Annotated in this window: 35 protein-coding genes; 22 read left to right on the forward strand and 13 right to left on the reverse strand. The window is 48.2% G+C overall.

Annotated elements, in window-relative coordinates; genetic code table 11:
* Positions 1-196 precede the first annotated feature (196 nt).
* The 9 genes from K2Y22_05890 (at position 197) to K2Y22_05930 (ending at position 6,415) form a co-directional block, all read left to right on the forward strand.
* Positions 197-742 carry a hypothetical protein gene (locus K2Y22_05890; protein MBX9877972.1) on the forward strand — a complete coding sequence of 182 codons (546 nt, stop codon included), beginning with the start codon at positions 197-199 and terminating at the stop codon, positions 740-742.
* A 17-nt stretch (positions 743-759) separates the two neighbouring features.
* Positions 760-1,629 carry an NAD(P)-dependent oxidoreductase gene (locus tag K2Y22_05895; GenBank protein MBX9877973.1) on the forward strand — a complete coding sequence of 290 codons (870 nt, stop codon included), beginning with the start codon at positions 760-762 and terminating at the stop codon, positions 1,627-1,629.
* Between the two features lie 73 nt (positions 1,630-1,702).
* Positions 1,703-2,095 carry a hypothetical protein gene (locus tag K2Y22_05900; GenBank protein ID MBX9877974.1) on the forward strand — a complete coding sequence of 131 codons (393 nt, stop codon included), beginning with the start codon at positions 1,703-1,705 and terminating at the stop codon, positions 2,093-2,095.
* A 14-nt stretch (positions 2,096-2,109) separates the two neighbouring features.
* Complete coding sequence (locus K2Y22_05905) at positions 2,110-3,072, forward strand: hypothetical protein (GenBank protein MBX9877975.1); 963 nt, start codon at positions 2,110-2,112, stop codon at positions 3,070-3,072.
* Positions 3,073-3,147: 75 nt separating this feature from the next.
* Complete coding sequence (locus K2Y22_05910; GenBank protein ID MBX9877976.1) at positions 3,148-3,888, forward strand: adenylate kinase; 741 nt, start codon at positions 3,148-3,150, stop codon at positions 3,886-3,888.
* Between the two features lie 76 nt (positions 3,889-3,964).
* Complete coding sequence (locus K2Y22_05915) at positions 3,965-4,501, forward strand: hypothetical protein (protein ID MBX9877977.1); 537 nt, start codon at positions 3,965-3,967, stop codon at positions 4,499-4,501.
* Positions 4,502-4,505: 4 nt separating this feature from the next.
* Positions 4,506-5,114: a hypothetical protein gene (locus K2Y22_05920; GenBank protein MBX9877978.1), complete on the forward strand. Its 609-nt coding sequence runs from the start codon at positions 4,506-4,508 to the stop codon at positions 5,112-5,114.
* Between the two features lie 101 nt (positions 5,115-5,215).
* Positions 5,216-5,950, forward strand: a complete 735-nt coding sequence (locus tag K2Y22_05925) for a hypothetical protein (GenBank protein MBX9877979.1) — start codon at positions 5,216-5,218, stop codon at positions 5,948-5,950.
* Positions 5,951-6,076: 126 nt separating this feature from the next.
* Positions 6,077-6,415 (forward strand): hypothetical protein, encoded by a 339-nt coding sequence (locus K2Y22_05930; GenBank protein MBX9877980.1) that lies wholly within the window; start codon positions 6,077-6,079, stop codon positions 6,413-6,415.
* Positions 6,416-6,420: 5 nt separating this feature from the next.
* Here K2Y22_05930 and K2Y22_05935 read toward each other — a convergent pair whose 3' ends face one another.
* The gene (locus K2Y22_05935) at positions 6,421-6,627 is read right to left on the reverse strand and encodes a hypothetical protein (protein MBX9877981.1); all 207 of its coding nucleotides are present in this window, start codon (positions 6,625-6,627) and stop codon (positions 6,421-6,423) included.
* A gap of 102 nt (positions 6,628-6,729) precedes the next feature.
* On the opposite strand from K2Y22_05935, the gene K2Y22_05940 reads away from it, so the two are divergent.
* From K2Y22_05940 to K2Y22_05985, 10 genes are all read left to right on the forward strand, one after another.
* Positions 6,730-6,954, forward strand: a complete 225-nt coding sequence (locus K2Y22_05940; GenBank protein ID MBX9877982.1) for a DUF3343 domain-containing protein — start codon at positions 6,730-6,732, stop codon at positions 6,952-6,954.
* A gap of 108 nt (positions 6,955-7,062) precedes the next feature.
* Positions 7,063-7,749: an NUDIX hydrolase gene (locus K2Y22_05945; protein MBX9877983.1), complete on the forward strand. Its 687-nt coding sequence runs from the start codon at positions 7,063-7,065 to the stop codon at positions 7,747-7,749.
* Between the two features lie 51 nt (positions 7,750-7,800).
* Positions 7,801-8,346, forward strand: coding sequence for an ELKS/Rab6-interacting/CAST family protein (locus tag K2Y22_05950; GenBank protein MBX9877984.1), 546 nt, complete (start codon positions 7,801-7,803; stop codon positions 8,344-8,346).
* An 84-nt stretch (positions 8,347-8,430) separates the two neighbouring features.
* Positions 8,431-8,832: a hypothetical protein gene (locus K2Y22_05955; protein ID MBX9877985.1), complete on the forward strand. Its 402-nt coding sequence runs from the start codon at positions 8,431-8,433 to the stop codon at positions 8,830-8,832.
* Between the two features lie 17 nt (positions 8,833-8,849).
* Positions 8,850-9,359, forward strand: coding sequence for a hypothetical protein (locus K2Y22_05960; protein ID MBX9877986.1), 510 nt, complete (start codon positions 8,850-8,852; stop codon positions 9,357-9,359).
* A 45-nt stretch (positions 9,360-9,404) separates the two neighbouring features.
* Entirely contained in the window at positions 9,405-11,036 is a 1,632-nt protein-coding gene (locus K2Y22_05965) for a hypothetical protein (protein ID MBX9877987.1), read from the forward strand.
* Positions 11,037-11,050: 14 nt separating this feature from the next.
* Positions 11,051-11,719, forward strand: coding sequence for a hypothetical protein (locus tag K2Y22_05970; GenBank protein MBX9877988.1), 669 nt, complete (start codon positions 11,051-11,053; stop codon positions 11,717-11,719).
* 30 nt (positions 11,720-11,749) lie between these two features.
* On the forward strand, positions 11,750-12,367 hold the full coding sequence (locus K2Y22_05975) for a hypothetical protein (GenBank protein ID MBX9877989.1): 618 nt from the start codon (positions 11,750-11,752) through the stop codon (positions 12,365-12,367).
* 82 nt (positions 12,368-12,449) lie between these two features.
* Positions 12,450-12,959: a PIN domain-containing protein gene (locus K2Y22_05980; protein ID MBX9877990.1), complete on the forward strand. Its 510-nt coding sequence runs from the start codon at positions 12,450-12,452 to the stop codon at positions 12,957-12,959.
* Between the two features lie 22 nt (positions 12,960-12,981).
* Complete coding sequence (locus tag K2Y22_05985; GenBank protein MBX9877991.1) at positions 12,982-13,440, forward strand: hypothetical protein; 459 nt, start codon at positions 12,982-12,984, stop codon at positions 13,438-13,440.
* Positions 13,441-13,555: 115 nt separating this feature from the next.
* Here the strand turns inward: K2Y22_05985 and K2Y22_05990 are convergent, their stop codons facing one another.
* Genes K2Y22_05990 through K2Y22_06005 form a run of 4 tightly spaced genes read right to left on the reverse strand, consistent with a single transcriptional unit; the run spans position 13,556 to position 16,323 of the window.
* Positions 13,556-14,374 (reverse strand): purine-nucleoside phosphorylase, encoded by an 819-nt coding sequence (locus K2Y22_05990; GenBank protein ID MBX9877992.1) that lies wholly within the window; start codon positions 14,372-14,374, stop codon positions 13,556-13,558.
* A gap of 12 nt (positions 14,375-14,386) precedes the next feature.
* The gene (locus tag K2Y22_05995; GenBank protein MBX9877993.1) at positions 14,387-14,857 is read right to left on the reverse strand and encodes a hypothetical protein; all 471 of its coding nucleotides are present in this window, start codon (positions 14,855-14,857) and stop codon (positions 14,387-14,389) included.
* 8 nt (positions 14,858-14,865) lie between these two features.
* A complete protein-coding gene (locus K2Y22_06000) occupies positions 14,866-16,125 on the reverse strand; it encodes a phosphopentomutase (GenBank protein ID MBX9877994.1) in 1,260 nt (419 codons plus the stop codon).
* 36 nt (positions 16,126-16,161) lie between these two features.
* Positions 16,162-16,323, reverse strand: coding sequence for a hypothetical protein (locus K2Y22_06005; GenBank protein ID MBX9877995.1), 162 nt, complete (start codon positions 16,321-16,323; stop codon positions 16,162-16,164).
* Between the two features lie 237 nt (positions 16,324-16,560).
* Between K2Y22_06005 and K2Y22_06010 the strand changes: the two genes are divergently transcribed.
* Both K2Y22_06010 and K2Y22_06015 read left to right on the forward strand, forming a co-directional pair.
* The gene (locus K2Y22_06010; protein MBX9877996.1) at positions 16,561-17,028 is read left to right on the forward strand and encodes a hypothetical protein; all 468 of its coding nucleotides are present in this window, start codon (positions 16,561-16,563) and stop codon (positions 17,026-17,028) included.
* 297 nt (positions 17,029-17,325) lie between these two features.
* Positions 17,326-18,111, forward strand: a complete 786-nt coding sequence (locus tag K2Y22_06015; protein ID MBX9877997.1) for a MerR family transcriptional regulator — start codon at positions 17,326-17,328, stop codon at positions 18,109-18,111.
* 87 nt (positions 18,112-18,198) lie between these two features.
* Here K2Y22_06015 and K2Y22_06020 read toward each other — a convergent pair whose 3' ends face one another.
* The 8 genes from K2Y22_06020 to K2Y22_06055 form a co-directional block, all read right to left on the reverse strand.
* Complete coding sequence (locus tag K2Y22_06020) at positions 18,199-18,630, reverse strand: glycine-rich domain-containing protein-like (GenBank protein ID MBX9877998.1); 432 nt, start codon at positions 18,628-18,630, stop codon at positions 18,199-18,201.
* A 6-nt stretch (positions 18,631-18,636) separates the two neighbouring features.
* Positions 18,637-18,984 (reverse strand): hypothetical protein, encoded by a 348-nt coding sequence (locus tag K2Y22_06025; protein ID MBX9877999.1) that lies wholly within the window; start codon positions 18,982-18,984, stop codon positions 18,637-18,639.
* 16 nt (positions 18,985-19,000) lie between these two features.
* A complete protein-coding gene (locus K2Y22_06030) occupies positions 19,001-19,489 on the reverse strand; it encodes a hypothetical protein (protein MBX9878000.1) in 489 nt (162 codons plus the stop codon).
* The gene (locus K2Y22_06035; GenBank protein MBX9878001.1) at positions 19,486-20,550 is read right to left on the reverse strand and encodes a hypothetical protein; all 1,065 of its coding nucleotides are present in this window, start codon (positions 20,548-20,550) and stop codon (positions 19,486-19,488) included. The genes K2Y22_06030 and K2Y22_06035 overlap by 4 nt, the downstream gene beginning before the upstream one ends.
* Before the next feature lie 155 nt (positions 20,551-20,705).
* Positions 20,706-21,746, reverse strand: coding sequence for a S41 family peptidase (locus K2Y22_06040; GenBank protein MBX9878002.1), 1,041 nt, complete (start codon positions 21,744-21,746; stop codon positions 20,706-20,708).
* A gap of 45 nt (positions 21,747-21,791) precedes the next feature.
* Complete coding sequence (locus tag K2Y22_06045; GenBank protein ID MBX9878003.1) at positions 21,792-22,238, reverse strand: hypothetical protein; 447 nt, start codon at positions 22,236-22,238, stop codon at positions 21,792-21,794.
* A 101-nt stretch (positions 22,239-22,339) separates the two neighbouring features.
* Positions 22,340-23,602: an alpha/beta hydrolase gene (locus K2Y22_06050; GenBank protein MBX9878004.1), complete on the reverse strand. Its 1,263-nt coding sequence runs from the start codon at positions 23,600-23,602 to the stop codon at positions 22,340-22,342.
* Positions 23,603-23,686: 84 nt separating this feature from the next.
* Positions 23,687-25,318, reverse strand: a complete 1,632-nt coding sequence (locus K2Y22_06055; protein ID MBX9878005.1) for a M48 family metalloprotease — start codon at positions 25,316-25,318, stop codon at positions 23,687-23,689.
* A gap of 611 nt (positions 25,319-25,929) precedes the next feature.
* Between K2Y22_06055 and rfaE2 the strand changes: the two genes are divergently transcribed.
* Entirely contained in the window at positions 25,930-26,397 is a 468-nt protein-coding gene (gene rfaE2, locus K2Y22_06060; GenBank protein MBX9878006.1) for a D-glycero-beta-D-manno-heptose 1-phosphate adenylyltransferase, read from the forward strand.
* The last annotated feature ends 1 nt before the right edge of the window (position 26,398 follow it).

The raw sequence follows: 26,398 nt of genomic DNA on the forward strand, positions 1-26,398 counted from the left end.
TTTATTTGAAATTACCCTTTTTGTTACTGTGAAATTAGATTGAAACATAGTTTCTTTTATTCAGGTATTTCAAACCAGAAAACCTCATCTAATGAGTATTTCTAATTCCCACTAGGAGCTTTAGCGCTCTGCAGGTGGTGCCAGTTTTCTTCAGCCGACTCCCCGTGAGTCGGCATTTTTGTTTTGGAGTCAAATCATGATTAACAACAACCACGACGGAGGTAAGAGCAGGTATCAACACAACATGGCTCTACTTTCGGAACTGCATAGCATATGCAGAAACATGACCTTTTACGTAAAACACGAAGCTCGTCCTGAAAGTGCCGACGAACTTGACCCGCAAATAATTCGTTTCACTTTCCGAATCGAGAAAAACAAACGCCAGAGATTTCACACAATTCTGGAAGACCTGCAAAACAACGGCGTCTCTTTCGGAATGGGTGTCCGTGAAATCGACCAGGATGAACTCAAAACGAAATGGGTTCAACAATTGACCGGCGACGGTCTTGAATCTTCAAGCCCAATGTGGCGCAAAGAATTCTATAATCACTTACGCAGAGCAACCAGAGACTCAAGCGCTCGCCTGGAGTTCACACCACCAAATCGTGAAAATGAGGCAGGTCAAATAAATCTCGTGGTAATTCTCAATCCCGGACTTCTGGAAAAATTCGAATATGCAATCGACGCATTATCGACTCTAGGAGCAAGCGGTAGCGTAAAAATCGTCGAACAGTCCAATTAATTAAGAGGCATCTCATTATGACCAGCGTGGCATATCTAGGACTCGGAATTATGGGTGGTGCAATGGCGGCCAATTTGGCTACCAAAGGACACTCTGTTTTCGGCTGGAATCGAACACCCGGTAGACCCGGAGCGAGAGTAGCATCAGAAGCAGGCGCCAATATAATCGGCTCGGCTTCTGATGCAGTCAGCCAAGCTGATGTTGTTTTTCTTTGTCTCTCGGATGTTAGCGATATTGAGGAAATGCTGCTTGGCGCAAATGCTGTGACCAAAGCAGCAAAGAAAGGCACGCTGTTTATAGACATGAGCACGACTGGTCCTCAATGCGCACAACATCTGGCTCAAGAATTGGACAAGCTCGGCATGCGCTTTCTTGATGCGCCGGTATCAGGTGGTGATATCGGCGCTCAAAATGGCACACTGACCATCATGGTTGGTGGAGCTGAATCCGACTTTGAAAAAGCCAAACCACTCTTTGCATGCATTGGCAAAAGCATCACCTACTGCGGTCCAACAGGATCCGGACAAGCAGTCAAACTCTGCAATCAAATTCTCTGCGCAGTCAACATGGTTGCCGTCACAGAAGCAATTCGATTTGCCGAATTAACAGGTATTGATTCGCAACTGGTAATTGATGTGTGCAGCACCGGAGCCGGCGGCTCCTGGGCGCTGAGCAATCTTGGACCGAAAATTCTTAAGGGAGATTTCGCTCCAGGATTCAAGATAACAGACATGCGAAAAGATCTACGCCTTGTCGGACAGTCTTTGTCTGACGCAAATCACGGTCTTACAGGAACCACACTAGCTGCAGAAAACTTTCAGCAGACAGCAGCATTAGAAAGCGGCGACACTCAGGGCACACAAGCCATGATTCGAATCTACCGCTAACAAATCGCCTTGAAACCACACGAAATGACACTGCCTTAAGCAGTGTTGTTTTCGCGTATCCAGGAGCCTATTTATGAGTAACAAACCATCAGCAAGAATACTGACAAAGTGCAACGACAAGCTGCAAACAGCCCTCATCACTCTCTCGGCAAACGAAGAGCTCACAATAATAGCGACACTAAGGGTAACTGGCCCTGAACCGACTATGCCAGACCCCAAAGATTACCCAACACGAGTTGAATATCGAAAAGCCTGTATCGAGCTACGAAAGGAATTCATCAAGCGCGAGACAGAAGCAACAATCACCGCACTCGGGAAATTGTCATTGAATGTAAGTCAGCCCGAAGTCAGTCGAGTGATAGTAATCTCCGGAGCGAAAAAGCACATTCTTAAAGCTCTCCGACTAGACGGCATCGAACATGCCTCACTCAATGAACAACTAACTCTACTTTCGTCCGACAAATAGATGGAGCTAAGTCCATGAACAAACAAAAACAACTTTCGCTAGCCGCAATTGCTGATCAATTCAGCATAACCGCTGCGGACTCAGTGCAAAATCAAGAGTTGACCAAAGCCTACTACAAGCTTAGCAACCGACTCAAAAGACTGCTGCCTATAGAAAAAGCATTTGAATATGATCTTCAAGAAAAGTTAGCCGACATGCGAACTGATGTTGCCGATTGTAATTTCCCTCGAATCGACATGACGTTCCTCAGCATGCGACGCCAACAAGACCTGACTTTTCCCAGACGACAGAAGTGGAGTCCCGGCAGAAACATGTGGGTAGAAGACGACGCGCAGAACACCTACAAAGCGCTTGTTCCAAGATTCGCCATCTTTACACCGGATACCGACACTTGCAGCTTCAAGACACAGCTTAAATACGAATATTGGCCGTATGGCGGCGGACCTTTTATGAAGTTCGATGTTTCAGGCCAATGCATCGACTATGTTCTCAACTACCAGCTGGTGGAAAAATTGATGAACAAAAAACCATTTTCACAGAAAGAAGGAGTTTTGTTTAATTCCTCCAACGTAAAATTCTGTGTCAAAGTGCCTGAAGATTTCGAGAAAGTGAAACGATCTCTGAAGAAGGGTGGCACTGATTTTCTTCACGCCGTAATGCTTGAAGTCAACTACCTACACGAATATCATCAGCACCAAATGAGTTGCATTTGCGAGCCTGAATTCACGTTTTCAACACAGTTCACAGGCGTACTTCCAGACGACATTCTGGACAATCTGCCTCAATGGCAACAGCTCTTTCACGAAGTATTCTTTGTCGCCGAAGCCGCCGATTGGGCCGTCAGCGCTCCGCCCCTGCCGCAGTTCAATGCAGATCCTTTGGTAATCGGCAGAATTGGTCTCGACTTCTGGCTGCTAAGCCGATTCGATCTGACATCGGCGGAAGAATACGTCTCACGAGAGTGGACAACTAAGTAATCACATCAATACAGAACAGACAGCACCGCTCAGTGAAGTGGTGCTGCTGTTCACAACTTTTTGGAGGGCAACCTTATGCCTCAATTCGTAGTCGTATTAGCCGTTGTGGCATTGGTTCTTGTAGTTGAATCAGTTTTGAGAGCCCGCAACTACAACGGCAAGAAGCACAACGTCATCTTTATGGGTGCTCCCGGTTCGGGCAAAGGCACCCAAGCAAGTCATCTGGCAAAAGACTTGAACATCCCGCACTTGTCATCAGGTGACTTACTGCGTAAAGCAGTCATGGAGGGATCTCCAACCGGCGAAGAGATAAAGTCCTACATCGAAAAAGGCCAATTGGCCCCCGATGACCTTATCAACAAGATGATCGCCCAAGAACTCTCAAAGCCCGATTACAAAAACGGTTTTATCCTTGACGGATATCCGCGAACAGTCGAGCAAGCAGAATTCCTCGATAATTATCTCGATGAAGACAATCGCTACATCACAGCTGTAATCGAACTCCAAGTAGATGAAGAAGTACTCGTCGAAAGAATCGCCGGCAGACGTATATGTGGCAACGGACAGTGCAACGCTTCTTATCACCTCAAGTTCAAACCACCACTAGTTCCTGGCACTTGCGACCTATGTCGTCGACCTCTTATTCAAAGAGCCGATGACACTGAAGCTGTTCTAAGAGAACGCATCGAACGCCACGAGCAGCGCATCGTGCCGTTGCTTCAGCACTATCACCATCAAGGCACTCTCAAAGAAATGAAAGGCGAAGGTCCTCTAGAGGAAATCTACGACGACATTCTACTTTCACTCGGCATTTAGAAGAGGAAATCTCATGAGTACAACAAACGGATATGTTCTTCAATGGACATGTCCGTTTTACCATAGGAAACATATTATGAAAAATACAATAGTCAACGTCACAAAATACGTGCTGACTGCACTCAATCAAGACAAGTACGTACTCGCTGGACTCGCACTCACATTATTTGTGCTTAGCTCAGCATTCCCTGCTTCAATTCACTTGGGTGCTAATACTCTTGTCTCAGCCCTTATAGCAGCAGTATTTGTTCATATCAGCTTGATAGTTGCAGTGCCGATTACGTTTGCTTTGTTTGATTACACCAAGGTGGGCGAATACAAGCTCTCCCTCAAACAATTGTCACTGAAAGAAAAACTCTTCATCGCCACACTAACCTTCGGTTTGGGGGCGATAGGACTGCAAGTACTGTCTTCGCTTTTCTCCTCGGTAATTTCACTGTCAAGCAGCATGGTTGCCGTCCTTGTCATATTCGCTTGCGAAATTGTGGCACTCGGCATAGACAGATTTGAGGAAGTTTTGAAAGACCGTGACGACGACGAGGGGATGACACGTCAAGGCAAACGCAAACCCACTCAATCAAAACGCAAACCCTCTAAACCAAAAGGAAAATAAGTCTATGAAACTAATGACCGCATTAGCTTTACTTGGAGTCTTATGCCTGCAGGTTGGAGCCACACCAGTGTCCGCGCAGAGCTGCAAAACGGAGAAGGAATGTCAGCGTCAGATGCGACAATTTTTCGACGTGCAAAAGTCGATTAGCCTCAATGTCTCCAGCGGGTCGGCACTTGTCGAACCGGACGGCAGACAATTCACGGTAAAAAAGAGCTCCAAATTCAAATTTGTCGGATTTCTCAAGCTAACCGTAAATGGCTCCGGCACTATCAGAAAGTCATTTCCGAATGGCGAGCAGGGGGGCACCGTCACCTTTGATGGAGTAGGCACCATCGAATACAACGATAGCGGGCAAGTGGTGTTTGAGAGCAGCAAAGAACACAAACTGAGTGTGACTGCTGTCGACGTAACACATGTGGTGCTATTAGATAACACCACAGGCGTTGTTAAACAGTGCAAATTCGTTGATGCCTATAGAAATTCCGAGGTATATGCCTTGGCTTGCGATCAAGTTTCTGCATACACTGAGGCTACTGCAATGGTCTGGCGCTGCAAAACATCCAAAGCGCACGACAACGCAAAGGTGACCGAGGTCAAATCAATAGCTCAATAGCCTTTGTCATTCTGAGCGAAGCGAAGAATCTCACGTCTTGAACACGCGAGATTCTTCGGCTGGCGCCTCAGAATGACAAATTGAACAAGGAGACCGTAATCATGGTTACAAGAAAAATCACATCGACATTGATGTCCCTGATTTTCTTGAGCGGAGTTTCCATCAGCAGCGCATTCTGTGCTCCTGACTCATCACTGCGTTCAACAAAACCGGCGATATCTTCTACCAAACCTCAACTCAAAGGCAAAATCACACAAGATGCCTGCGACTTGAAGACCCAACAACCAAAAGTGGATTCAACCCCACCACTGACAGGCAAAATCAAGAGGCACGCTCTTTGGGATGCATACGAAATCGTTCTCAGCAAAACTGATGATTTGGGACGCGTGCCTAAATGCTTCCTCCACATTCAAACTATCTTCGAAGTGCTAAAAAATCCGAAGGTAGACGACAACACCAAGCGCTTTCTGTCATTTCTCGTCAAAAACTGGGGCACCTTCACTACCAATGAAGATCCGCCTCCGCTTAACCTGGAAGTATTGGGAGAGTGCATTTGGGCAGTCGCCGAGCAAAGCATACCGCTTAATGGTCGCGAGGACTCATCCGGAACACCCACTAAGATAACGTACTTCGTCGTCGATGCCGATCACGACAACATGCTCACGCGAGAAGAATTGGAGACAGCCATCAGAACTCTTGATGCCGTACCAATTGCTCAGAAGCGCAAAGAAGGTCACTTCAACTACTTCCGCATGAGGGCAACGCTTAGTCTGCTTCTGGAAAGCTTCGACATGTTCGATGCACAGACTAATAAAGAAGCGTACAAATACTTGTAACCCTCTCTTTCCGTCACCCTGAGCAAATGCGAAGGGTCTCGCACGTTAAGGCGTGAGATTCTTCGCTGTCGCTCAGAATGACAGATGCTCAAAACACATACATGCCACCAAAGGAGGTGAAAACAAATGAACAGATACGCTGATATCATCGCTCTACTTAAAGCCGGTAAAACGGTTACTTTCAGAGGCAAGGGAAATTCAATGGTGCCAATTATCTACTCCGGACAGGAGGAGACACTGGAACCAATTACCGATCCGTCCACCATTCGAAGAGGTGACGCTGTCTTTTGCAAAGTACGTGGCAACGTATTTACGCACAAGGTAACGGGCATCCGTAAGAATGGCGAGAAATTGGAATTTCAAATTTCCAATAACCACGGACATGTAAATGGCTGGACACCTCAAGAGCATCTCTATGGCAGACTAATTGCCATAGACGGTAAGCCTTATCGAACAAGACGCTGACCGGTTTAGTTTAAAAGCGCACTGTCTTGATCTTGAGAATCATCTTTGGGCTGCTCTTGTTCGCCAACACCAAACAAGGTTGCCCAAAAGCCTTGTGGTTTTGTGTTTGACGGGCTTATTACGACTGTACTGCGCCCGGCTAACTCGGCTCCGCCTTGATACACAGGCATGACATAGCCGCAAGTCGAACAGAGATGTTTGTTCGCCGGCACTTTAAACTTGCATCTAGGACAAAGTACGTATTGCATAAGTGATTTCAGTATAACATGTAGCAACTTAACTCCTGCCAGCAGCATGGCAATGTCAAGCTATATATGCCTAGACTGATACTCACCTTCAAAACCATGTTCGACGTGCTGGCAGCCGACAAGTTGTTGCGAGAGAAATTCGCTTGCCGCCCCACTCCTACACCTCCGGGACTGCCGACATCAATATGCGGCATGTCACTGGAATTACTAAGTTCGGAAGATCAGGATGCAGTAATTGAAACCCTGAAAACCGGACAACTCAGTCCTTCTGGAATCCATCAGATCGACTGATAGACCAACCTAAGTCTAAGCTCCACCTCCATTTCAAGAGGTCGAGCACCATATTTCACAAATGCGCGCAGCTTTTGCTGGGCGCCATATCGCCACGAGGATACAACGATGAACTACCTTGATGGATTCAAATCCTGTCCACTGTGCAGCGGAGCTTTAGAGCAAAAACAAATAGAAGAAGACAAATCACGTCCAGTTTGTGCACACTGCGGATGGATTCACTGGGGAAATCCAGTTCCAACAGCTTCCGCTGTAATTCCATTCAATGGCGGCGTGATATTGGCTAAACGCAAGAAGCCACCGCAAGAAGGTTTTTGGGCGCTCGCCGGTGGACACGTCGAGAATGGCGAAAGTCCAAAGGACACTGTTGTAAGAGAAATAAAAGAAGAAACCAATCTCGACGTGAAAGTCATCTGCGAGATAGGTGATGCATTCACAACGGACAGCAATCACTTAGTTTTCTTCTATCTGGTCGAAGTACTCGGCGGAGAAATGCAAGCCGGAGATGATGCCGATGAATTAGCAGTCTTCACTCTTGATACCCTACCTGAAAACATTGCTTGGACTCATCACCGGGAAGCAATTGAGAGTTTCTATGCAGGACGTAATTTACGCCCTAGCAACCCTCAGCTACCTTCGCCACAAAGCGATTCAAATAGTCAAAGAGATAAGCACTGCCAGTTAAATGACGCGGACCAATACTACCATCCGTCTCCAGCGATAGTTTTCTGGGGCTGTGTCATTTATACGGCGCTCTATCTCGGACTCTGTCTTCTCATTCGCTTCGGACACTAATCAAATCATTCATCAATTTCATAACCATCATTGTCAGACGAGGTATCTGTCATGTTTAACTCGGAAAAAATGCGCAAAGCCATGGTCGTAGTTATGTTTATCGAATTGCTTATTTTGCTTGGACTTCTAGCCAACGATCACATCCAAGCCGAGAATCAATTGCGACAGCAAGTGCACAAACTTACCGCGCAAATTGCAACACTTACGCAAGAACAACAAAAGACAGTTTCTGAACTGACAACTGTAAAACATCAAGTTCAAACACTGTCGAATGAAAACGCCGTTCTCAAAGAAGAGAACAAAGCAGTCAAGTCTCAAACGGCCACTCTTCAAACAGACGTACAAAAGCTGAAGAAGTGCTGCTCAGAAAAGACATCGTGCAAATCGAAATGCAAGTCCAGATGTAAATCAGACCCCGGCAAATCAAAATGCAAAGAGAAGTCCGGCTGCGGCAACGCATGCAAATGTCCGCAAGACAACCCAACCAAGAAACCTGAATGCGGCAACGACAACGGCACCACAAGTCCTCCTGCCATGCATCAGGTCGAAGTGTATTATGGCGCTGAGAAAGTAATCATCGCTGTGCCCAGTCAATAGCACCCTCTTAGTCATTTGCTTTGTAGGGGCGCATTGCATGCGTCCTTGCCGACGAATGACCAGCCCACACAGGAGGAAACAGTCATGTCCAATTCTTCCAAGGAGATGCTCACTTTCACAAAAGAGCAAGCAAGACTCACCGTTATGTCCATCGCTCCCACTGGGCGGCTGATACGGCTTGATGAGTTTATGGACGACCTGGACGCTCGCATTTGCGGTGCCATCCGTCGCGAAAACTACATACCGACCGTTGCAGAAATGTCCGAAGAACAAAGTCGTACTATCGTGCAGGGCATTCTCTTCGGACAAGACCTAGACAATCTCACGGCATGTCCGTGCGGCAGCCCGTGCTCGTTCGGACAGCAGCTGACGACTCTGTGGGAGGAACCGCATTCGGTTCATGCCGCGGAAATAGTTGAGCACTACCTCAAGCAGGCTGCCTACTTGGAGCAGATGGCTATAGCCAACCGCATCATCATCACTTAACGCGCAGGTATTTCATCATGAATGACCAAGAACCTGAACCAATCACCTATAGCGAAAAGACCCCCTTCTACAAAACAGCTTTGCCGGCGCCAGTTATGCCTGAGGGACTTACAACGATCCTCTGGGCTCACTACATCGAGAGCATCGGCATACTTTACCTGGCTATGTCGAATTTTCCCGAGCCGCTCCAGACGATTTGCACGGCTCTCAATGTCGATTTCGATGATCTCAAACAAGCGATTACGGATCGCTTGTCAGCGAAATTTCTGACAGAGGCAAATGCAAGTCGTGAAGAATACGCGCTCATTCTCAATCCACAGATGCAGAAGCTTACTCGCTACTCTGAATACTGCGATTTGTTCGCCGTGCCGGGCGTCATTGGATTACGCGAATACGAGCATGTGACCAACGGTAAATCGTTGGCTGTCTACATAAGTTTGTCCAGATCGGATGCCCGGACAGCTTTGTTGTTACCCGCAGTCCATCCAAAGACTGGGCTACCCGTCGATTTGATCCACGAGCACTGACCACCATGCGGTCGTGCCCGTTCTTAGTTATATAAGGAGCACACCATGTCACGCACTTCCCTTTTGAACAGACTGGCATCATTTGCAAACACGTTAAAACAATTCGTTCGCAAAATAGTGCCTATCTGCCCAGTCAAACTCTTAGGTAGTTTGTTTAAACACCAAGCAAAGTCACATCCACTTGAATCAGTTCTCAATGCAAAGACTCCTCCATCAGAGGACAATCCCCTTTTACAAGATTTGCTCGACGACCTGCAGGCAAATATCCTCACTGGTCACGGACGTACCTTTGCCCGTCACATCTTCTTGCGCTTCAAGCCAGGCAGTCAGCTAGACGCCAGAATTTGGATTGCCGAACTAGCCAAGCACAACCTGACGAGCGCCAAGCAACAGTCACAACAAGCACGATCGTACAGGTCGCTTGGATTTGATGGCGGCATTTTTGCTCATCTTGCACTATCCAACGACGGTTACGAATATCTCGGCGTGCCGACTGAAAAGAGACCGGTACCGTCTAATCCACAAAAGAGAGGCGACGAAATTGGCTACACCAACGTCTTTGCCGATGGCATGAAGTCGCGACAGGACGACTTGCTTGATCCGCCAGTCGATACTTGGGACAGCGGATACCAACAAGCAATTCATGCTATGGTAATTCTGGCATCCAACAATGAACGATCTCTTGATCGCGCTGAAGGCAACCTCATACAGTCGGTAGAGCCGATTGCGGAAGTCTGTGCTCGCGAAGTGGGCAAGGTTTTGTATCGTGAATTCCAACTGGAAGGCGGTAACCAGACACTACCCGTTGAACACTTCGGCAACGTCGATGGACTCAGCCAGCCATGCTTTTTTGCTGAACAACTCGAACGCGGCAATCGCAACTTTGACAGCGCAGCACATCTGTCGCTAGTACTTGTTCAAGATCCAATGGGAAATGACCAGAACAGCTTCGGCAGTTTTCTGGCATTCCGCAAGCTTGAACAAAACGTCAAAGGTTTTGACGCAACTCTCGAAGCATTAGCTAATGAAATTTGCATGAGCAAGTCGCTTGTAAGCGCCATGGCAATTGGTCGATTCCAGGACGGCACACCTGTTGTAGAAAGTGACAAGGCGGGCAAAGGTCCTGGAAACAACGCCTTCGATTTCAACGACGATCGAAGCGGACTGCGCTGTCCATTTCAGTCGCATATTCGCAAGACAAACCCCCGTGGTGAGTCTGTTAGCGATAACGCCGGACTGGACAAAACACTCGAACAAGAGCGCGGTCACCGTATAGCCAGACGCGGCATTACTTACGGCGGCAACCTCTCCGACTTCAACAACCCGGACTCACTTCCGGAAAAAGGCGTCGGACTTTTGTTCATGTGCTACCAGAGTGACCCCGTTGAGCAATTCGAATTCATTCAGAGACGCTGGAGTAACAATCCCTACTTCGTCAAACCGATGTTGGAAAAGGACTCAAACTACGACGTTACAGGACTCGATCCACTTGTCGGACAAAAGCACCCGACGGCCAAAGGCGCGGCTAAAGCTCCCGCCAATTGGCCAATCGCCTGGGATCGTCCAACACGCAAGGTCAAAACTGAACTGAGCGGCTTCATAACCATGAAAGGCGGTGAGTATTTCTTCTCACCAAGCCTGAGCGGTTTGAGAAGCCTGTCCAACACAAACACATAACCAGAGGTAATCGAATGGACGAAAACTCACAACGCGTAATCATCCAGATAGAAAAACGCGGGATGAATTTCTCTCATCGCGATGCACTTGAAGTTCTCAAAACAATCGAGACTTTCATTCCGGACAAGCCAGTCAAATCCGTTGGCGGATACTGCAACTTCTCCTTTCGAGGAGTTGCAACGGGTGACATCCAACTCCAAGAAGGCGTGCGCATCTACGACAACGAAGATATCGATCTAACCGATCCGACAAACTTCGCCCGTATAGTTCAAGAGGAATTGACCACACGTAAATCCGGGTTGTTACTCACAAGTAAAACACGGGAAGAAATCGACGATCAATTCTTTTTCGAGAAAATGGCGCGAATCAAAGCCAAGGCAATAAAAGAAGGCAAAAGCCATGTCACGATCGCCGGCATCGGTAATTGGGAAATGATTTATAAAGCGTACGGCAAGAAAGCTTCATGGGTAGAACGCTTGCTAGCACACCACTTTGAGGAAGCTCGAGTGCATCTCATCGCCAACTATGCACTCAACGATTGGCACAAGTCACTCCGTCGCTACTTCAGAAAGGCAGGCGAACACTTCGTGCCGCAGTATACAGAAGAAACATTTCTAGCCGATTACGGACACAAGCAAGAGGAAATTACCTTGGTAGGTTATTCGCTGGTGTTGAAATTCTAGTAGTTCAATTGATTTAGCCAGGAGGCTAACATGAAAAGTTCATATGCATTCATCGAGACCAGTCCAGACGTAGAAGCGGCTTGGACTGTCATTAACCAATCAAACGGAAACGCGGTAGAAAGGCTAGAAGGAATGACGGCTCTTGTAAGAAACAACCTCGGATTAGCTGAGCTAAAAAACCAAACAGCTCAGCTAACGTTCATTGCATTGCGAGAGTTAAACGAGATGAAGACCACTGCAGGAGTTCAGACTGATGGGACAAACAAGATCAACGAAACATTCGACAAGAAAGTCTCAGAGTTGTTTGCTCTCATCGACCTAGAAATTAGCTATTGCGATAAGAACATCAAGTTCGCCTCGGATGAGCTTGAGTTACCGGCAGCCAACCAATACAACCGATGGCGCCTATCGCGCGTGCAATTGTTTGCTACACAGGCTCTGTCCTACAGCAAGTCTTGGTCAACCAAGCAGGGACAAATGTACAAAGGCAGATTGCTCGCCCTTCAGAAAATCACCGAATCCTTAGTTCGTTTTGACACTGCGCAAAAAACATTTCTCAAGTCACTGGAAGCGGACACAAAAGCTGTGACCAAGAAGTCTTTAGCCCAAAAGCCAAAAGTGGTTAAACGCAGAGTCACTCCAGACTAAAAATTACACACTGCAGGAAGATTTGTGCCCGACTGCATGTCTGGCGCAGATCTTCCTGCGCACATAAAAGGAGGTAACAGCTATGTTAGCCCCCGGCAGCACCGCATTCGTCGATACGAACGTGTTAGTTGAAGCGCTGCTTGTGAAAACCATGTCAGCGCTTGCCATTATGGATTTAGCCGCTTCAGAACAACTCGTCTTGGTCACATGTGAAATGGTCAGGCATGAATTCGACAAGGAAATTTTGAAGCGTGCATCACGTGATGGCGAAACCCTGGACGCATTGCTCACAGCCCGACAAGAGCTTGTGACGAGAGTTGGACTTAAAGTACATCCAAATGCACCAGATGACATGGTTTTGGCCGCTTGGCGCATGCTGTTACCGACAGTCCGCCATGCCGCTGACATTCCAGTCATTGCAGCAGCAATAGAAGTAAGACCTCATCTGATTCTTTCAGGTAACAGGAAACACTTCAATAACAGAGCAGCGATAAAAATTGGCATCCCAATCTTCTCTTGCGGCGAATTGCTCGATCGCATGACTCCACAGGGAATCAAATTGAAATCGCTCTTTGAAGACGACAAACCATGAAACTCAAAGAGAGGTAACAACCATGAGAGTCATTCCCTTAAATTCAGACAACTTCGACGAGAAGATAATAAACAGCGACACATTAGCAATTGTGACATTCTATGCCGATTGGTGTGGTCCCTGTGGAGGCTTTAAGCCGAAGCTGTATTCACTTGCCCAAGAACTGGGTGATGCCGCAGTCGTCGGAAAAGTCGATGTGGATGCCGAGCCGCAGCTATCGAAACGCTTCGATGTTAACGGCGTCCCTAACACGGTAATCTTCGCGTCGGGCAAAGTGATTCATCGTATCACCGGCAATGTGCCATACGACCACTTGAAGGCGACGATTCTAAAGCATGTACCCAGCGACCGTAACATCGGCTTGCGACAATCGCCGGCTCCTGAAACCAAAGAAGAAAAGGCATCAGTGCTTTCTAGCTTATTGAAGACACTACGAAATGGACTGAAATCCGTCTTCTCCCTCTTTCGCAAGAACAAATGACGAATAACAAACCGCACAAAGAAAGGTCAGACTCGCTTCGAGATTTGACCTTTCCTTTTTCAACGATTCTACTATCCCATTTAGGACGTCCTTCTGAGTGACGATACCGGGCTAGTTAAGACGCGATCGCTTTGCGTAACAGTAAGTCTAAACGCTCTGACGCTTCTTTGGCGGCGCGCAAGACTTCTTCGTGTCCTTCCAATACAACATCGTCGGTCCAGACATTCGTAATGACAGATACGGCTGCTGCTTCTGTTTTAGTACCTTTGACAGTCTGCAATTCTGGCACAGTCGACATACCAACAGCATCACAATTCAATTTACGCAGCATTTTGATTTCTGCAATTGTCTCATAAGTTGGTCCGAGCAATCCGGCATATGTGCCTTTACGCATCTGGCGAAATTTGCCGTTTTGCGACGCAAGCTCATCGCCGATTTGTTGCAACTTCGAGGAAATGGTCGACTTGTGTTCCTGTGAAGGCTGCGAAACAGCAGGCATCAGACCTGTTTCTGATAGTTTCGGATTGAGGTGATCGCGATAGGAAGTTATATGCATCAAGTCACCAACACGAAATTCCGTATTGATTCCACCAGCTGCATTGGTCAAGATAAGAGTCGGTACTCCCCATTCAATCATTGCGCGTGCCGGCAATGTGACTGTTTCCCAATCATGTCCTTCGTATAAGTGAAAGCGACCACGCATGACGGCAACAACTTTGCCATCTACTTTGCCGATAGTTACAGAGCCACTGTGTCCAGCGACAGATGGCGATACGCCAAAGACTTCCTGAAAAGGATATGACTTTTCATCGTCCAAATTCTCGAGGACATTGACACCGGAACCAAGCACAATTGCAACTGAAGGTGTCACCAGAGATGCGTTACGCAGGTGAGCTACTACTTCTGTCGAAGACTTTGGTTTATGCGCGGACATAAATTCTCCTTTTTAACCTAATTTTGCCGCAATTGGTGCAGCGTCAACGCCATCCGGCACCACAAGGCCAACGACGCGCTTGTGGCTATGTGCGGCAATAATCATTGCCGGCACCAGGTTGTAGCAACAAACTTCACATCCAAAAGTGCGCAATAGTTCAAGGTCTTTGGCAGACGGTGCATAACCTGGCTTTAGTCCGGCGGCAATTCCCACAGAAATACCATTCGCTTTGTCGGTCATGTAAATATCTTGAACAGCAGGAAAACGCTCACCGCAAGGATCATTAGGCCCAACAAGCGGATTGCCACCCGTGAGGTTGATGTGATCGCTGACTATAAACGGCTCACTCTTTTGGAAACCCGTGCCTTTGTCGACTATGACAAAGACTTTCTCATCACTATTGCGAATGAGTTTCACAACCTCATCGCTAAATTTGTCGAATTGCTTAGAACCAGGAACGGTTCCGCTGAAGTCAATAATCACGTACCCTCCTAATTGTTTTTTGCAGTTGCTAATTCCGGAACAAATGATTTACCTAGGCCTGTCCACTTGAGTCCGTACCAAGCGGCAAGACTGGCGGCCACGTCAAAGAAACCATCACGGATGCCGATTTCTTTCTTGTCTTTGCTCAAATTCTCGAGACTTGGCGAATAAGCAACTAGTGGCACAAACTCACGTGTGTGATCGGTGCCTACAGCTGTTGGATCATTTCCATGGTCAGATGTAATCAACAAAAGATCATTTGGCTGCATGGCAGAAATAATTTTGCCGAGCCATTCGTCAATTTCTACCAACGCTTCAGCATAGCCTTTGACGTTTCTTCTGTGTCCATAAAGCATGTCAGTATCAACGAGATTGGTGAAGATGAGCGAAACATCTGCAGGTGGATTATTCGAGATTGCCAACGGCTTCAGATCAACAGAACCCGTCACAGCATCCAGAGTTAATTCCAGTCCTTCTTTGTTGGTGCCTGTATGTTTAGCATGCGTCAGACCCTGCTTAACGAAAATGTCTTCAATTTTGCCTATACCAAACACGCCGTGACCAGCCGCGTGCAATTGATCCAGCAAAGTTTTTCCAGGCGGTGGCACTGAATAGTCTCTGCGATCTCCGCCTAGACGTTCATACTTGCCGGGCTCGCCCGCAAATGGTCTGGCAATTACGCGACCAACTCTATGTTCGTTCTGCAACATTTCTCTGGCAATTTCGCACCAACGATAAAGAGTAGCCAATGGAACTGTTTCAATGTGCGTAGCAATTTGGAAAACACTGTCGCCGCTGGTGTAAACAATTGGAAATCCCGTGCGTTGATGTTCTTCGCCCAGGTCAACTAATACATCCGTACCGGAAGCCGGCTTGTTGCACAAAATTCCCTTGCAACCAGTTTCAGCAATAAATCTGTCTATGACGTCCTTGGGAAATCCTTCAGGATAAACAGGAAACGCAGTCTTACTAACAAGACCCATCAACTCCCAGTGTCCTGTTTGCGTGTCTTTGCCGTTGGAGACTTCCTGCAGTTTGCCGCATAGTGCAGCTGGGTTGGCGACCTTTTCCACACCCTGAATATCAGAGATGCAGCCTAAGCCCAAACGCGCCAAGTTAGGCAACTTAAGTCCGCCGACTGCTTTAGCGGTGTTGGCCAACGAATGCACTGTCGGCGCATCGCCGAATTCACGCACGTCCGGGGCGGCACCAATTCCACAGCCATCGATGATGACAATGATTGCTCGACGAGTGTCAGAGATGGACATACCAAGCTCCTGATTTCGATGTGTATTTACTAAGCATTAGGATATCGAGTTAGTGACACTTACAGCTAGTTCAAATTGTTTATTCTGTTTCACTATTGTGGGCATCATCCCACTCACAACGCCTACGGTTTCCAAGGATGCCAAATTGCCGGAGAAAACCGGCTTGCCAACTGGTTCGCGAACTAGGCCAACAGACATTTCCAATTATTGTTGAAGTAGCGTTCGTCATTCTGCCAGTATGGGGATGACTTTTGATCTATCAATACGTCAGGAAATTTCTCCAGAACACAGCATTCAACGCAAACTTCGACTATCTGTTTAACCGTTAAGCGGTAAGGTTGTTTGACGACTGCTCATCTGGTTGGAATTTTTGTCCGAGGACTTGAAGGAAACGTTACTTCGAGTCAATTTTCTGCACACGCAGAGGAGAAACGAATGAAAAAATTCCTCCTCATCGCAGCCATGATAATTGGGCTGTTGACCATAAACCTATCATCGCCGGCTGAAGCTCGCTGCAACGGTCGCGGTGGTAACGGATTCCATTTCGGACTTGGTGGCTACGGTACTCCCGGCTTCAATTTCGGATGGGGACGTGGTGGCGGAACCTACGTGAATATCAATCCAGGCTATGGATATTATTCCGGCGGTTACGGCTATGGTGGCGGCTACGGTTACGGTGGTGCATACGGTGGCGCTTATGGTGGTGCTTACGGTGGTGTTTATGGCGGTGGTTATTATCCGTACGGATACAACAACTGCTACCCATACAACAACTACTATCAGTATCGTCAGTGCTATCCGTATCAGTACTACCAGTATCCGCAGTACAACTATGGCTATCCGAACTACGGCTATGGATACCCGAATTATGGTTACGGCTACCCGCAGCAGCGCTGCAGGTAGAGATTCAACTCAAGTGAGTCCGGCGTGCAAACGTCGGGCTCACGCGAGTCAATTTTTTAGCAGTCTATATTATCTCCTATAGTATTCACCGCCTTTTTGAACTATATATAGGTAGACAGCTGTAGCTTGGTTCTAGTAGGGGCGCATTGCATGCGCCCGCTTTAGCTGCCAAGAAGCCAAAATGCCCACCCAGTACATTAAAAATACAGAAATCAAGATGAAATTTCTTAAGCCTTAGCAAAGCTGCGCTAGTTATGCCGTATTATATTGGTGAACCTCTTGGCATTGGAGAAAGAGATGACCCAGACAGACATGTTGTCGATCAACGCCGTAGCCGACAAGCTCGGGTTATCAGTCCACCAGCTTCGCCGCTGGGAATTGATGTTCGGACTGGAAATCAAAAGAGGTCGAGGACAACAGCGCCAATACCGCGCAGAAGATTTGACTGTGTTGGAACGCATCAAAGAGTTGGTCGAGCAAGGCTGGCCGACATCCCAGATTCGCCCGCAACTTGAAGCCGAAGGATTGATCACACCAAAACTAATTGGTCTTCCGGCAGCCCCACAAAACACAGATGTTTTGATGGAAGCACTAATAGGCTTCCGCACATTCAGCGAAAGACGCTTTATCGATTTGTCAAAGCAAATAGACGAGTTGAGACAACTGGTAATTTCGTTGAGTCTGCGTCAGGAATTAGAAAGCGAACAGCGTGCCACCAGCACTCCATCACCATGGCAGCCTATGCAGCGTGAAGACTATTCACTAGAAGCTGTTACCGCACCGCCAACACCAGCTCCTGCTGTGCCACCAAGACCGGTAGAAGAAATTTCCATCGGGCCACAAGTAACAATGTCCATGCCTACGCAAACGGAAGCCCAAAGCGCTGACTTAGCAATTGGCGAAGTCACCGATCAAAACTTCTTGACGCTTTTAGGCAGAGCCTTGGACTTGGTTGGCTGGAGCGACGAGCAAGCAGACCAATATTGCACACAGACTTTCGGTGTTGCTCACTGGGATATGCTCGGACGCAGCCAAGCTGAAACGCTTATTGCTCACTTGCGCTCCCTCGGACAAGCTGCTTAGTCTGAAGATCAGGTATAAAAAGTACCAAAAAGGTAAAAAAGTCGCAGAGTTTGGAACACCTGAATGTTCCAAACTCTGCCTAGTCGACTAACTTTCTGCAGAACCGGTATCTAGTTGTACCGGAATGCTTCCCCAAATTTCTTTGGGTGGTTGTCCAAAGTGATCGATGTACACCATAAGCGTCTCGATGTACTGTTCTTTGAAGAGCTCCGAGTCTTCTTGTCCGCCCTTACCAGGATCGTGATAGACGATTTGTCCAATCACATTCTTGCAAAATGCCAAGTAGTTGCGCAAGTAAAGAAGATGCATGTGCCAGACCGAGTCCACCACGACAGAAGGCGTCAAGGGCTGTTCTGTAACTGTCTTCAGGTACATGAACTTTCGATACTCGGCGATAGCCTTCGCCGTATACTCTTCGTCCCATTCATTCGCTTCACGCAGGCGAACTGAAAAGGGTCTTTCTGCCGTCGGATCATCGAGCGGCCAGTAAAGCACTTGTTGCCAGCGTTCAGCATTCATATAGAATTACCCGCAGCCGCCGTAACTGCAGTTGCCATTCGTGCTCCAGGGCTGACTCCCACTTTGGTTTTGGTTGTCACAGCGGCCGTTACACTTGCTTCGGCAATCGGAAGCGCCTTCTTCTTTCTTAGACTTGCAGTCACCTTTGTGACTGGAAGTTTCGTCGCCACGGTAGATGTTACCTTCAGTCGGAGCATCTGCTGTCTCAAGTTTCTGAATGACCTGCAGTTTCACCGCTTTGGTGTTTTCCTGAATCGCAGCAAGCAATTGCTTCTGCGTTTCATTGCTTGTTTTCAACTCAGTGAGGACTTTATTCAACAGCCCAATCATCTGTCCTAGTTCTTTTCCAAACATAGTCGTTTCTCCTTAGTTATGCATTGCTCGCCAAATCGCCAAGGTGCACGTTACTCTCTTCAGGAAATTTCGCGACAAAATTGCGCAAACTTTCCGAGAAGAAACCACCTATGGTTATGTCGAGCACAGGTTCTGTATCGTCAAACCAAAATTTAGGCTCATTCGTGAAAATATCGCGCGCAGACAAGTACTCGCGACAACGATAGAGCCTAAGAGTTTGCACAAGAGCGTTGCCGGAAAAGGTTGGTGGCAACACCTTTGCAGCGCGTATTTCGTTCCACGGCAATTGAATTTTCATCAGCGTGACATTGTTGTCTGCGCTGACAAACACCGTGTCCTGTGCAGTCGGCTCCTCCACATCCATAAGATGAATGAAGCCTGCTGCATTTGCCCAGACGTAACTGTCACCTGCCTGCATCTTACAAGTGACAAAAAACGGTGCAGCCACGTCTATACATTCCACCACAAGCATTAGAAAAAGCTTGCGCTGATTGAGAGACATCATGATGCCACCTCCTGGTCATCGACTGTAAGCAGACGATAGGCGGGCTCGCCCAAAAGGCGCATTGGAACAATTGGATCCAAAAGACCTGTGCCCCAGCCAAGAAGTCCGGTGCCGTAATCATTCATCGCCACGCCAAGACGCTTGTCCAGTTCAACACAAGCACCAATACAGGTGAAGCGGTTGCTATGCAAGACACCGATAAACAAACCAAACCAGTCGTAGCCGGTCGGTTCGATTTTTGCGTAGATTGCATCACGCAACTTTTGCGGCAGAGGAATAGAATCGGCAAATTTGCGCCGGCGAATTGTTTCTTCGTTACGCCAAACTACATTGTCTGCATACATTTGCTCGACTATGTGACTAGCTCTGACAATTTGCTCCGGCGTCCAGGGTTCTACGAGTCGCAAAACAATGTAATGTTCACCGTCGGCAATTACTTTTGCCAGAACTTGTTCCAAAGGCTGGCGAATGACGCCCTTCTCCATGTAAGAGCTGAAGCTCCACATTTCGCCATCGGCATTGAGATAGGCAATTTCGCCGTGTCCGACATTTTGACGAACACGCTTAGAGACGCGACCGCTTGTTAGGATCATGTCTCCTGGTCGAATGAGTCGCGCTTCCGCATTGACCAATGTACCGGCAGGAAGCGGCCCATGTTTTCTGTCGACATACAAATTACGATTGTGGCGATATTGCATGTAGACATAAAACCAACCAATGAGTTCTGCTACTGCCGTATAACGAAAAACGTCAGACGCACCATGGTATAGAGCCAGTCCGGAGAGGATGGCGCCAATTAAAAGCGGGATCCAGATGAGTATGCGTGACAGCGTGTCGTAATAGGTACGCAATAGCACACGCAGCTCAAGGGCAGTTAGGGCAAGCCAGGCACCGCTCAAGGTGAGGGATGCGATCATAGCTGTTGAGTCGAATTCGCCCTTGCCCAGCTTAATACTGAGGGCGAGTAATCCTGCATACGCAGTGGTTTCGATGAACTTCTTATTCCAGAAGTAGCGTCGCAGTCTGTTTCTCAGCCGCGAACGCTTAAACAACTCGAACATTGCGGCCTCCTTTTTGAGTGTTGTTTTTTGTCATTCGATTTTTTGTTTTGTCATTCTGAGCGAAGCGAAGAATCTGCCGTAGCAGATCGTTGTTCGAGTTGAACTCCGAAAAGCCGCGGTAGATTCTTCGGCTATCGCCTCAGAATGACAAGAACCTACTTCCCTCTAGTCGATTGCTCCTTCAGACGAGTGAGCGCTTCACGAAGAGCGGGATCGCGCTCCGTGTCGCCGAATTCGCTGGTGTTATTAGTGCCTTGCACCGGGAAGTCCGGGTCAATGCCATTGCTGCAACGCCTGTAATCGCTGCCGATACATTTGCCGGCAGGATTATAAAATTCCGCAGCGTCGGCTCGTACAATGCGATCACCGCGATCGTCTTTCTTGCGCACGTAGTAGGCGGTACGTCCGTCACCATAAGTGCGCTCGCCGACAATCTTGCCACGCTTGTTTTCACGCACCGCAGCCAAAAAGATTTCGGCGCCTTGCGTCGTATAGCGATCGGCGAGGAACATCATCGGCTTCTTACGACCTTCTTCTCTGCCTCGGCGGTAATACTCGGTATTACGCTCTTTGGTTTGATAGTTGTAAGTCGTTACAGCCATGCCATTGCCGAATAGCTTGAAGTTCTGCGCTATGTCGTCTCTGTCAACACGTGCGTTCACGTCGGACAAGGTGCCATCGGGCAGAAGCACATGCGAGCAATATATGGACTTGTCGAAGTCGTTGGCATAGCGGATGTTGCGAATATCGATTGCGAAGCCTTCCGCGCCTTGACGATCCATATCGTTAACAGCGCGCTCAAAGTCATAATCGACATCACGATACTCGAGGTCGTTAATACGGACCCAAGCATACTTGTGTCCTTCCCAATCGATTAGCTTGTACTCAACGCCACGTCCGCCGGCATTTTTTGTAGCCGACTTTTGCTGGTGAGCAAACAGGCGTTTGATTTTCTGAATCAACGTCGCTGACTTCTCGGCGGCCTTGCCTCTTTCGGTCATGTTGTATTTAGGCAACCATATCGTATTGCCCGACGGAGCTTGCACATCATCGAAGTTCGGAAGTGTTTTTGCCGGACACGATAAATCCGACGGTGCGAGCGAACCCGCAAGCGAAGGTGAGACACATGCCGTGAGCAGCATCATTACAAATGCCATCGTCATCGACACGAGTCTGGGCAGTTTGGTTTTTATCATAGGATTCTCCTTCATCGACAGGTTGCAACCTGTCCAAAGTGAAATTTATTCGTTGCCTAGTCCGCCTTGAGCAAGAAAGGCGAATACGAAAACGACATCCAGAAAGGCGCCGTAGGCAGCAGAAAAAACGCCGGTCAAAGCGACTGAACGAATTGTCGGATCAACAACCAGTGACAATTGCGGTTGGCACAGAACTCCAAGCACACAGTACACAAACGTCAATGCGAGAATAAAAGCAATAGCTCCGCCCAATATAGCGAAGCCGATTTTGCTTTTAGTTCCCTGTCCAATAACGTACGCGGCATATGCAGGAATTATGTGACCAACAGTTAGAGCGGCTGACATTAAGACGGCCGACAAAAGTCCACTGAATTGCAGAAACTCAACCGTGACCCGAAATTGAATCATCATTTGACTGGCAATGGCGAAGACAAAAAGCGGATTATGCATAATTGTCGTTGTTGTTGTAATAAGCTTTTGAAATTTGTTCACGCGAGTTGCACCTCCGTATGTTTTGTCATTCTGAGGAGCGTAGCGACGAAGAATCTCACGTCTTTAACACGCGAGATTCTTCGCTCTGCTCAGAATGACGACTACTCGTCGCAGTCTTCTTTGTAGAGTTCTTGGAAGTGCTCGTTGGTGGGCACTTTCACTCGAAGCTTCCACGGACTGCGCGGCTTGCCAAAGCTAGCCATATCGGATTCCAGCCATTGCGGCTCAGCATGACCTGTGGGACCATGATCGGCGACACTGAAATCAATGGTTGTTACACCATCGACTTTAGGCGGCACTTTCCAATCAAGATCAACGCCGGCTCTACCAAGACGTGTGTAGCCGTTAATTCCTTTCGACCAGCGAAGCGGATGATCGTATTTGGAGATGTAGTTGAAAACCTTCTCCTTTCCTGAGCAAGCAACTACTCTTGTACCGTCGTGGCAATACGTTTCCGTATCCATGTCGGGTGAGGCAAATTGCGTGAACCAGAAACGATCTTTTTCCGGCAATGGCTGCACATCTTGCATCATTTGCACGCTCACAAGATCACCATTTGCCGGACACGTGCGGCTGAGTTTTTCGTATCTCAGCTTTTCATACCAGAAAATAATTCTCGTGCCCATGCTGTGTCCTGTCAGTCCGATGTTATTGGGACCACCAAATCGCGAATCAGCAGCCAATGCATCGACGAACTCTTCAAAATTCTTGAGAGTCCACTCAGCATTCACTGAAGCAGCAAAATAGCTGCGCTTCTTCGCATCTGACGGCCATGCCCAGTTGATGACCATGCAATTGGACCAGTAGGCAAATTCACCGGACTTGCGTACTGAATATAGCCAGTCGTTGTTGTAACCGTGCACACGGACAATCAGGCGTTCGTAGCCATAGCGCTTCATCACGCCGGGGATACGCTCGAAAAGCGCAGCCTGCGATGGCACCAGCTCGACTGATTCGATGTGCGAGTTTTTCTGAAACGGTGTATCAATTCTGTGCACGATGGACTTCATCAGTCTTGTGTGCGGGCAGACTTTCGGCTCGGTGGACATCACTGCTTTCACCTTATCCAGGTGCAAAACGACAATGCCGTAATGAAGTCCGTTTTTGCTACGCTTTGCTGTGAAACCTGTCGGCTTGCCTTTCTTGTCACAAGCCAACTCTCTGTCAGTGGCAAAAACAATTGCCACGTGTTTGGCGCCGAGTTTCTCGGGATGTTCAGGGTTGGCGCATCGTTGCGGGGGCATCAAGTAGTCACCGGAGGCAATTGCCGTATCTGGTGACGCCGCTTGTACACCCGGCGAAACATAACTAAAAAACATCATCAAAACTGCGGCTATCACGCTAAGAATTTTGGGTCTGAGCATAAGCTCACCTCCTGGACGTTCCTCCCAAAAGTAAAAAAAGAGAACAGGGGCATCGACTGATACCCCTGCATCTCAATTTTGAATCTAGAACTCCTGATCCGGATTCGGTTCGGTGAAGACAGGGCAGAAGCCAGCCTTGCCAAACTCGTATTCGCAGTTTTTCCAAATTCTCGTCTCAATCGACGGGTGGGTGTAGAAGAGACTATCCCAAGCACGTCTGATGCGAGCAACACCGGCCTTAACGGCTGCCACCAATCTGATGATCAAATCAAGAATGGGATTGCCGGTTTTAGGCTGTGGCGCTGGTTCCTCTTTCTGTGCCGGAAGGGCATCGTAGAGGGAGTCGATGAACATGATTGGACGCAAAGCCATCATCGCCGATTCCATACGATGTTCTTCGTAGGTCTTGGCGAACTTAGCACCCAAGAAAGAGCGACGAAGCGCGTCTTTCGATTCACGACGCCACATGACGAACGGTCTCAACGCCTTCAGGCTGTACGCCAGATCAAGCGGTCTGTCCGTTACCATGGCTGCGTATGCATCAGCACCAGACTCACGGCTACGTGTTACGAAAGCCGGGATGATCTTCTGCACTTGCGAAATGCCCATCTGAATCACCTGACCGACAACACGCATAATCCAATCAAGACCCAACGCTTTTGCAGCATCCGGCAATCTCAATTTGTTGAGCAGTGTTTCGACCCACTTGGTTCTGATGAAACCTGTTACCAGGCGAACCGGTGTGTCGACGATCATTGAGAGAACAACCGTCTCAAGGTTCATCAGCGCGTTGACCATAATGTCCAAGCGAGCAACGTGACCACGTTCGTGCGCAAGCACGCCTTTCATACCACGACGAGTGATGCGCTGTTCAGGAAACTCCTTCAAGTGCTCAACTACATCAGGATCAGACGGCAACCACTGCTGCAGAATGTCGCTGGAAACAGCGATGACGCTCATGAACGGCAGCGGACCCGACGCGAAAGCGTTGGAGTCGCCGTCGAAGAAGAACAACTCAGGATCTTCGGCCAGACGATTCAAGCCGGCGATGGCGATGACGAATCTAGCGAACGCTCTGCGCTGAAACTCAGGCATCTTAGGCATCAGCTTGTCGAAAACGAAATTGATACCATCGCGAACGTTACGCAGTCTCCTCAAGAGCCACGGCGATTCCAACGGAACATCATCACCAAGCGACAGCAGATGCTGCAACTGCTTAGCCTTTTTCGGATCGGCTTGATACTTCTTGATCAATTCCTTGCGCTCTAGCTTGCGAGCATCGCGCAGGACTTCGTTGTACACTTCGATGAGTTTGGCTTCACGAGGATCAGCCGGGTTGGCCTTTCTCGCTCTCACCATGAACAACGCTGTGTTAGCGCTGTGCCAGTAACCCATGAAAGTCATGACCATCATGACGATTGCTGTTTCGTTCAGCACTTGATCCTGCCAACCGAAATGCTTCGCAACCAAAAGAATGGTCACTCCACGGAGCAACATTCCACCAAGAGTCTTCAAAGTGCTGACCAGCAAGCCACCCTGAACACGCGGAAAACGTGGGTCGGACGGCGTGATGATTCTCTTGAGACCGTGGGGTTTAACCAGCGGCAAAATGTCGATCACATCTCGCAGGCGGCCTAAGCCTTTTTCCCGCGAGGTAAACAAAACACCTAGCGCGCATGCAATGAGCGCCAGGATAAACGCATTAATTGCAAACATAAAATTACCTCCTGCACCTCATTGAGCGGGTGCCAGATAGAAGTTTCAAACGAAGAAACGACGGCGGCCAGCATCTGGCCAACCAGCCACGGACGGCAAAACCGTTCACCGGGCAAGTATGTTCAGCTACGTCGACGCAAACGCGGCAGCAAATTCCAGTCTTGAACGAGTACAACGTCATGTGGGTGCAACCACACATGAGCGCAACCTCGTAGGGGGGGGAACTTAAAACCTCGTAGGGGCGCATTGCATGCGCCCGACTTAGCACCGCCGGCAGTAGCAAACTTTGTGTTGAACTTCGACGCCTTCAGGGAAATTACTCTCTGAAGAACTTCTATTTCAAACCAGTACTTGCTTTAGGCGATCGTTTCTATATAACTGCAATAAGTAAATAACTAATATGCAAATTCAAATTACTCTTTAATTGCGTTGCAAAGCAATTTAAAAGCTTGCAATAAAGCCTGTTTTGGGGCTTTTTACTGGTCCGAAAGCTAGCGCAGCGCGGGCAAACCCAGCAGATCAGCAGCCAAAATCGATAGTAACTAGCGAAGCTCACCAACCGCTTGAAAACTATATCGTCTTACAATAAAGACCACAACAAGGTGCTCAAAATGAACTCCGTCATAGAAAAGTCAAACCTAAAAGCCCTCGCCGAGAGACTTCGCAGCGAAGGAAAAACAATCGTCTGTACTAACGGATGCTTTGATTTGCTACATGTCGGACACGTGCGTTACTTAAAAGCAGCACATGAACTTGGTGACATTCTTATCGTTGGATTGAACAGCGACGCATCAGTAAGCAAACTAAAAGGACCTGAGCGCCCAATAAACTCACAAGATGATCGCGCCGAAATTCTGGCGAGTCTGGATTGCGTCGACTACGTCTCCATCTTCGACGAGAACACCGCCGATGAATTTCTGAAGCTCATTAAGCCGGACATCTATGTCAAAGGCGGCGACTACGCCCCCAGAGACCTCCCGGAAGCGCCCACAGTCGAAGCCTTAGGTGGACAAGTGCGCATCCTCCAACACGTGCCGGGCAAAAGTACAACAAACACCATTGAGAAAATGAAGAAATAAA

It is taken from the genome of Candidatus Obscuribacterales bacterium (genome assembly GCA_019744775.1).
Taxonomy (GTDB): Bacteria; Cyanobacteriota; Vampirovibrionia; order Obscuribacterales; family Obscuribacteraceae; genus SBAT01.